The following is an 8384-nucleotide window of genomic DNA, read 5'->3' as shown; positions in this document are numbered from 1 at the left end:
GGCAGCACCTTACAGACTCGCCACCACCTCGGTAAACACCCGCAAATGAAGGTTTCCGCGCCGTCAAAGGCGCGAAACTGACCTGCAAAATGCTGGTTGGAGGCAGGGTAATCACGGATTTTTAGATTATTGACGATGTAATCACAAAGTCATGTCAGAATCCAAGCACAAAATTGGGGAGGTCAAAGATAATCCTCCACTTTTCCGCCCCCCTCTAGGAAGGCTTTGGAACCCGCTAGCGAGAACTTCTCAAACTCACCCGCCCGGATTGCTGCGGAGTGGTGCTCAGCGTTTCACCGGGGGCCTCCGGCAGCTCGACCAGACCGGGTCAGGCGCCATCTGCCGTCCCCTCAAACTTTTGATCCCATTCAAGCGGCTGTCCCCCCATCTGGCTCTCTGAGAGCCGCACTAACATCCTTTTTTTTCAAATCCATCCCCGCCTTGCCAGCGCCCGTGGCTGCGCCACTGTGCGTATTCCTTCCATCCATGCCTGCGCGTCGTTCCCCAGCCCCAACCCCCAAGAAGAAATCCCCTGCCCGCGCTCCTGCCGCTGCGGGCGGCGGTGCCCTGGACATCCCGCCGATGACGGCCCAGGTGCGCACCCTGGACAACGGGCTGGAGGTGATCGTGCGGGAGGACCATGAGCATCCACTGGTGAGTGTGCAGATCTGGGTGAAGGCGGGCAGCCTGCATGAGGAGCAGTGGACCGGTGCCGGCCTCGCGCACTGCGTGGAGCACATGCTTTTTAAAGGCACCTTGCGGCGCACGGCGGCCGATATCTCTCAGGGCATCCAGGCGCTGGGCGGCTATGTGAATGCCTACACCACCTTTAACCGCACGGTTTACTGGATCGACGGTCTGGCGGAGCACACGGAGGGTTATCTGGACATCCTGGCGGATATGGTGCGGCACTCCAAGATCGACGCTGCCGAGCTGGAGAAAGAGCAGGATGTGATCCGCCGCGAGATGGCCATGGACAATGATGATGCGGGCTCCGTGGTCCAGCATCTGGTGCAGAGCACCGCCTTCCGCAAGCACCCGCTGAAGCACCCCATCATCGGTCACCGGCCCGTGTTTGATCAACTGACTCAGGCGGACGTGGCCGGTTTTGTGAAGCGGCACTATGTGCCGAACAACTGCTTTGTGGTCATTGCCGGTGCGGTGAAGACCGAGGAGGCGTTCGCTTTGGCCGAACGTTTGTTAGGCGAGTGGCAGCGCAGCCCCTATGAGCCGGTTTTCCAACCGCAGGAGCCGGTGCAGCGCGGCCCGCGTGAAGGGCGCAAGAACTTCCCCAGCGAGCTCACCCGCGTGGCTCAGGGCTGGCAGATCCCCGGTGAGGGACACCCTGACAAACCAGCCCTGGACGTGCTGGCCTTCCTGCTGGGTGCTGGTCGCAGCTCACGCCTATATCAAGAGGTGCGGGAGAAACGCAACCTCGCGCACTGGGTCTGGGCCGGAGCCTGGGGCGCGCAGGAGTGTGGCATCTTCAATGTGGAAGCCGAGTGTGATCCGAAAGACGCGACAGCCTGCCGTGAGTCCATGCTGGCCGTGGTCGAGACGATGAAAGCCAAGGGCCCCACCGCCGCCGAACTCGCCAAAGCCGTGCGCGCCACCGTCGCCGGACAAGTGCGTGCCCTGGCCAGCACCAAGGGCCAAGCCGCAGCTCTGGCCAGCAGTTGGCTCGCGGTCGGCAGCCTGGACTATGGCCGCCACTACCTCGCCGCCATCAAGGCCCTGACACCCACGATGATCCGTGATGCGGCACGGCGTTACCTCATCCCGGCCACCAGCAGCCTCGCCATCGTGGGGCCGGATGTGGAGACCTCCACCACCAGCGATGTCGGCAGCACAGCCAAGCAAGTGCTTCAGCGCTTTGTCCTGCCCAATGGCCTGACTCTGCTCATCGGCGAAAACCCGCGCCTGCCGCTCGTCGCCATCCGTGCCAGCTTCCTGGCCGGGGTGCCTGCAGAAACCGCCGCCAATGGGGGTGCCACCCAGGTGTCGGCGGCTCTGCTGCTGAAAGGCACGAAGAAACGCAGCGCGCTCGAGATCGCCTCCGAGCTGGAAAACCTGGGCGGCTCGCTTCAGTGCACCTCAGACGCGCATCGTTATTTGTTAGGCGCCGACGTCATGCGTGGAGATGAAGCTCTCGGTTTGGACCTGATCGCGGATTTGATCCAGAACGCCACCCTGCCCGCGGCTCAGCTGAAGGAAGTGCAAAAGCGCCAGGTCGCCTCCATCCAGGAAGAGAAGGAAGATCCCCTCACCGTGGCCCTGCGCCATGCCCGCCGGGAGATCTTTGCCGGTGGCCCCTTTGCCCGCACCGCACTGGGCACGGAAGAGTCTGTCAAAGCACTGAAGGTGGATACCTGCCGCGCCATGCTGGAGCGCTCGCTCACCGGGGCTAACGGCGTGATCTGCATCCATGGCGATGTGAAAGCCGCCACGGTGCGCATGCAGGTGGAAAAAGCGCTGGGTAAACTGAAGAAAGGCAGCCGCCACTATCACGCTGATGATGTGGCCCAGGCTCCTAACCAAGGCAAACCGGCACGCCATGACCTGCACATGGATAAAGAGCAGGCCATCATCGTCATCGGCTTCCGCACGGTGGGTCTGCATCATGCCGACAGCCAGGCCCTCTCGCTGATTGATGAAGCCTGCAGCGATATGGGCAGCCGCCTCTTCAACCGCATCCGCGAGGAACTCGGTCTGGCCTACTACGTCGGGGCGCAGCACTTTTCCGCGCTCGGCGCCGGGGCCTTCTACTTCTACGTGGGCACCAGTCCGGAAAAAGCCGATCTCGCACGCCAGGAGATGATGACGCAGATCGCCGATCTGGTGAAAAACGGCCTAACGGACGATGAAATCACCCGCGCCAAGACCACCTGGAAATCCGGCTGGCTACGCGCCCAGCAGGGGAACGCCAGCCTAGCGGATGCCTATGCCTGGAATGAACTCAATGGCCACGGCTACGAGCACTTCCGCCGCCTCCCCGAGGCCGTGGATGCCCTGACCAGCCAAGACCTGCGCCGAGTGGCCCAAACCTACTTCGGGGCCGACCAAGCGCATGTGGTGACTGTGATGCCAGAAGCCAAGGTGGAGGGTTAACCCGTGAGGAAGTCACTCCATCGTTCGCAAGAGGACGATGGAGCGGTCGCCTGAGAGGCTTTTCGACAGAATGACAAGATTCTCAGGATTCATTCACAGAAAGAGGGAAGTCATGGAAAGACGCAGGGCTAAATGTTTGGATCTCATCATTCGGGTCGCCCTTGGCAGAGTTTGTTCGGAGCCCCGACTTTAGCCGGAATCTGTGAATGATCGTTGGTTCCTTGATTCCGCCTAAAGGCGGTGCTCCAAACTCCGGCTCGCCCAATACTTCTCTCTTTCGCTTTTCAGGCTTTTCGGCCAAGGATGAACCGATTATCTCTTCGTTTTCTCGATGTCTCTCCTGACTTTCCGGTTCCCTTCCCTGCTCACATGGAGCACGCGCTGCCTTTGCCTCGTAGGCCTAGTTTCCTGCGGGCTGCTGCCGCCGCTGGGGAGCAAGCGTCTGGATCGGGACATGCGGGCGCTGCAAGACCTGGCTCCTGAGAAATGGGCCGCCCTGCCCTCCCTCCCTGAAAAAGCCTCCACCGGTTGGCTCGCGGATTTCAACAGCCCGGCCCTGCGGGCTCTGGTCGATCAAGCCATCACCGCCAACCCCGATCTGCAGGCCGCAGCAGCCCGTGTGCGCCAAGCTCATGCGCAGACCGTGCAGGCTGGGGCCGCCATGTTTCCCACCGTCACAGCAGGTTACAGCGCTTCACGCTCCCAGAGCCCAGGTGACCAGCGTTTCTCCGGCCTGACGCCGATCAACAATCGCTTCCGCCTGCCCTTCAACGTCTCGTGGGAGATTGATTTCTGGGGGCGCATTGCCGATGAGCGTCGCGCCGCCAAAGCCAGTCGCCTCGCGGCCGAGGAGAACTTCCACGCCGCTCGACTTTCCCTGGCTGCCAACACCGTGCGCACCGCCATCACCCTGGCAGAGGCCGAATCCCTCATCCGACTGACCGAACAAAATGTGCAGACACGTCGCACCCAACTTTCCATCCTGGAAAAACAATTGGATCGCGGCATCGATCCAGATCGTGCGGCCTTGGATGTGAGCCTCGCCCGCGCCGACCTCGCCCGCACCGAGTCCACGCTTCAACAGCGCCGTGCGACGGCTGATGAGACCCGACGCGCGCTGGAGATATTGCTCGGCGGTTACCCTGCAGGCAAGGCCGCAGGGCTCACGCACCTGCCCAGCCTGGATCGCAACATCCCTGTCGGCTTACCCTCCGAACTCCTGCTGCGCCGCCCCGATGTGCGTGCGGCGGAGCGCCAGATCGAGGCTTCACTCAATCGGGAAAGTGCCGCCAAGAAGGCCTTCCTACCCAGCATCCGCCTCACCGGCGAAAGCGGCCGCACCTCTCAAGACATGGATAACCTGCTGGCCCCAGACTCCGCCCTGTGGTCCATCGCCGCCAATGGCGTGCAAACCCTGTTCCAAGGCGGTCGCCTCGTCGCAGGGGTGAAACTGGAGCGAGGCCGCTACGATGAGCTGCTCATGACTTACAAGAGCCGCACCCTCACCGCCTTTCAGGAGGTGGAAACCGCGCTCGCCGCCGATCGCTTCCTGCGAGATCAAGCCGCCGCCCTCAGCCGCGCCAGCACCGAAGCGGAACGCTCGGAAAAGCTTGCTCTCGGTCAGTATGAGAAAGGTCTCACCGATGTCCTGACCCTGCTGGATGCCAGCCAGCGCGCCTTTGACGCCCGCAGCTCCCTGATCAGTGCCCAAGCCAATCGCCTGCGCAATCGCGCCGATCTTCATTTGGCCCTGGGGGGTGAGTTTTGATTTTCACCAAAAGAACACCACCTAACTAGATTTCATTCACGGCGGTCTTGGAGCCTATTCATTCAGAGCCCTGACACCGAGTTTTAGATCTCGAATCTCGCGAGGGGTCAGGACTCGATTATAAACGATGAGTTCGTCCACCTCGCCCTTCATCGCGCTACCAGAGGAATAGTTGGTAAAGGTAAAAACGCTATCTCCAGCAGGCTCGCCCGGTTTCGATATCGGCTTAAACTGGAAGTCGGACGCCAACACATGCTTCTGCACTTCTTCGCCATTCAGATACAGAGTCAGGCTGTGATCCACGACATTGTGCGTAATGGCAAGGTCCGCCACCTTTCCACGCTTCAATTGCCCACCCTTTTTGCTTTCGAGTCTGACCGCCCCATTGTTTAAAGAGAGGCTTAAAGCTCCTTTTTCATCCGTCTGTAGCGCCAGCCATCGATGAGATGTGCCTCCCGCCAACACACAATCACCCAGCCGATCAACCGTCACGCGGACAGCCACGGTGAACTGATCCCGGATCAATTGAGGGCAGGCTAGCACGGCACGATAGGCATCCGGTTCGTTGCTGAATTCATAAATGCCATTCAGCTCCAGCAAGCCGCCAGACTGCTTAGCATTCTTTAAAACAGCATCACGGTGAGGAGTTGCCTCATCGAAGGTGAAACGCGCGATCCGATCGTTCATGCCTGACACTGGTTCTGCACCCACAGAACTGGCCACGAGATTCAGAGCGATGGCTTGCTGCTTACTTTCGACCGAGAGGGTGCCTAAAGGAAAGGTTACGAGCTTTCCATTCATGCGTAAGGTGATGTCTCCACCGTTGATCGAAACGAACTCCGCCATGATCTCACGACCCTGCAGATCCACCCATTTTACAGGGCTCTGCGCACCTGCTTCCACTTGCCCACAAATGCACCCGGCAGCGATGAGCAGTACCCGGAAGACAAGACCAAAGTCCTTGTAAAAATTCATAACCAATGAGCGAGATGCCATGGTGGTCTGCCGGAGTGAGAAGTCAATATGCACCTCTCGATTCACTTAACAACGAAACACTAAAGGCGCTGCGCATTTGCAGCCCTACATTTATGAAGGAAACTAGCAGTTCCATGCCCTGCCCCCCCTCGACACTCTTTTCCCAGACTGCATGCACCCTGCTATCCGCCCTACTGCTGATTAGCTGCGGCAGCCTTCCCAAGAAGAACATCGTCAATACACAGATCACCTCCCGCTCAGCACCCGTGCGTTCATTCACAGGCGGATACCCACGCTATCGCGGCACGGATTTTTTGACCTTCCAGGAGCTCAAGCAACTGCTGGAGAATCCCAAGCCCGAAGGCAAGCTGCAAGCCAAGCTGGAGAAGCTGCTGAACACCCCCCTCATCTCCAACGAAGCCTATTATCAAGGCAAGCGCCCGACACGCTTGCAGAACCCGCAGATGGGCGACTACCTGCGCATCGCCACCTGGAATGTGGAGAAATCCATCCGCATGAAGGAAGTGACGGAGATGCTCGGCTCCGAAATCGCTTTTGAAAAACTCATGGATCAGCGGGGTGCGCCCAAAGGCAGCCCTGCTTATGAAGAAGTGCGTCGTGAACGTGAGCGGCTGCTGACCGCAGATGTGCTGCTGCTGCAAGAGATGGACATCGGCATCAGCCGCTCTGAGTATCGCAATGTGGCTCAAGAACTGGCGCGCACTCTCGGCATGAACTACGCCTATGCGCCACAACAACTCGAAATCGACCCCGTCTTACTCGGCCTGGAGTCCATTCCTGATGGTCGTGGTGGCATGGTGCGGCATCAGCCGGATGAGGCCCGCTACAAGGGCGTCTTCGGTCTGGCCATTCTCTCCCGTTATCCTATCAAAAGTGCCAAGAGCTTCCAGCTTCAGGCTCAACCTTACGATTGGTATGCCGGTGAGAAAGCACGCCGTGACCTAGCGGAGGGAGCACGCCGCATCGCCACCGAGATCGTCTTCGACAACGAGATCGTGCGCGAGATGAAGATCGGCGGGCGCATCTTTTTCAGCGTGGATTTAGATGTCCCGGGCCTGCCCGACAACACCCTCACGGTGGTAAACAATCACCTCGAAATCAAAGCCCGCCCTCATGATCGTGAGGCCCAGATGGCCGAAATCCTGGCGCAGATTCAAACCATCCCGCACACCGTTGTCATGGCTGGAGATCACAACTCCTCCAAAGCGGACATGAGCCCCACCTCCCTCACCCGCATCTTTTCCCGCACCACGACCGATCCTGAGACTTGGCTCAGCGTGAGCATGGATCTGCTGCTGGCTGCGCCTGCCGCCCTGAACTCAGGCCGCGTGCTGCTGAATGCGACCAAGAACCTCCACAGTCCGCTAGCCCCGCACATCCCCGTCGTCCTGCCTAACAAAACACGTCGAATGTTCGTTAACATCGAGGACTTCCGCTTCAGCGATGGCGGACGCTTTGATTTCCGCGGTGATAAGGAACGCTCCATCAACCGCTCCTCAGCGAAGCTAGCCAACTCCAATGAAAAGGCCCTCAAAGGCCAGACCCCTACCTTCCGGGTGCAACGCCCCATCGGCCCGCTGGGTCGTTCACGGCTGGACTGGATCTTTGTCAAGGCACCCCCATCCGCTCAGCCTCACCCAGATAGCTATCGCCTCGCTCCGCATTACGGCGAGACTCTGAGCGGCTTGATCGAGGGACTCAATATCCGCCTTTCCGATCACAGCCCCTGCGTGGCCGATATCCCCCTGCAAGAGCCACCGGGGGTTTAAACGAGTCTGGTTGACTTCACTGCGGTAGGCCGGATGTGTTTGGCGCAAACGGCTGTGGTTCACCTCACCATGATATCGCCAAACTATCCAACTCCGCCCAGGAGGATCCACAGATAGCTCTGCCCGAAGTATCACCTGAAAGCAAAAAACTCCAGATGCCCTCCACACCCATAGCCGCCGGGTCATCTGGCGATGATGTTTGCTTGTGTTTGCAGGGTCTTCAGCGCCAGACACATCCGGCCTACCGAACCTTGCTAAAACACCAGCTTCTGCACATCCTGTCCATTCCGCTCCATCTGGGATCGTGCTTGGGCCAGGGTGAGGCCGAAGGTGATTTGGAAATGGGGGCCTTCGGCAAAACTCTTCCAGGTGCCCGCCCACTCGATGCCCTGAGCTGCGGCCAGTTGGCCGAGTTCTTGATACAGTTTATCGGCCTGGCGTGGGTTCTCTGAGTCCAGGTATTGGCCGTCCTTGAAAAGCCCCAGGTCAATGGCTAGGCCGTAGTTATGCCAGCTCGAGCCCGGCTTGGCTTTGGTGACGATTTTACCGGGTTTCGTCCGCCCTTCGGCATAAAGCTCCGCCTGCTTTTGCCAGGAGCGCAGGCCTGAGATGACCTCCACTTTGACACCGTATTTGACCATCACCTCCTGAGCTGCGGCGACGAAAGGCTCCAGCTTCGCTCTCGCTTTGTCATTCAAGCTGGAGAGATTTTCCAATGTTCGTTTTGAGACATTCATACTCAT

The 8384-nt window shown here is 59.4% G+C and carries 5 protein-coding genes; 3 read left to right on the top strand and 2 right to left on the bottom strand.

The genetic code is table 11. From position 1 onward, the window contains the following. Positions 1–486 precede the first annotated feature (486 nt). Positions 487–3108: a M16 family metallopeptidase gene (locus B5D61_RS11365; RefSeq protein ID WP_078813510.1), complete on the top strand. Its 2622-nt coding sequence runs from the start codon at positions 487–489 to the stop codon at positions 3106–3108. Between the two features lie 331 nt (positions 3109–3439). Then, positions 3440–4876, top strand: a complete 1437-nt coding sequence (locus B5D61_RS11360; protein WP_078813509.1) for an efflux transporter outer membrane subunit — start codon at positions 3440–3442, stop codon at positions 4874–4876. Between the two features lie 54 nt (positions 4877–4930). Here the strand turns inward: B5D61_RS11360 and B5D61_RS11355 are convergent, their stop codons facing one another. Then, positions 4931–5851: a LamG domain-containing protein gene (locus tag B5D61_RS11355; RefSeq protein WP_217698966.1), complete on the bottom strand. Its 921-nt coding sequence runs from the start codon at positions 5849–5851 to the stop codon at positions 4931–4933. A gap of 134 nt (positions 5852–5985) precedes the next feature. Between B5D61_RS11355 and B5D61_RS11350 the strand changes: the two genes are divergently transcribed. Continuing rightward, on the top strand, positions 5986–7641 hold the full coding sequence (locus B5D61_RS11350) for an endonuclease/exonuclease/phosphatase family protein (RefSeq protein WP_176159368.1): 1656 nt from the start codon (positions 5986–5988) through the stop codon (positions 7639–7641). 254 nt (positions 7642–7895) lie between these two features. On the opposite strand, the gene B5D61_RS11345 is transcribed toward B5D61_RS11350, so the two are convergent. Next, the gene (locus B5D61_RS11345) at positions 7896–8378 is read right to left on the bottom strand and encodes a M15 family metallopeptidase (RefSeq protein WP_176159367.1); all 483 of its coding nucleotides are present in this window, start codon (positions 8376–8378) and stop codon (positions 7896–7898) included. Positions 8379–8384 lie beyond the last annotated feature (6 nt).

It is taken from the genome of Prosthecobacter debontii, from assembly GCF_900167535.1.
Taxonomy (GTDB): Bacteria; Verrucomicrobiota; Verrucomicrobiia; order Verrucomicrobiales; family Verrucomicrobiaceae; genus Prosthecobacter; species Prosthecobacter debontii.
Note: the sequence above shows the minus strand (reverse complement) of the source record. Positions and strands in the feature narration are given on the sequence as shown.

Coding starts and splice junctions, on each gene's coding strand:
- B5D61_RS11365 (WP_078813510.1), top strand. CDS start 487: ATGCCTGCGCGTCGTTCCCCAGCCCCAACCCCCAAGAAGAAATCCCCT.
- B5D61_RS11360 (WP_078813509.1), top strand. CDS start 3,440: ATGTCTCTCCTGACTTTCCGGTTCCCTTCCCTGCTCACATGGAGCACG.
- B5D61_RS11355 (WP_217698966.1), bottom strand. CDS start 5,851: ATGAATTTTTACAAGGACTTTGGTCTTGTCTTCCGGGTACTGCTCATC.
- B5D61_RS11350 (WP_176159368.1), top strand. CDS start 5,986: ATGCCCTGCCCCCCCTCGACACTCTTTTCCCAGACTGCATGCACCCTG.
- B5D61_RS11345 (WP_176159367.1), bottom strand. CDS start 8,378: ATGAATGTCTCAAAACGAACATTGGAAAATCTCTCCAGCTTGAATGAC.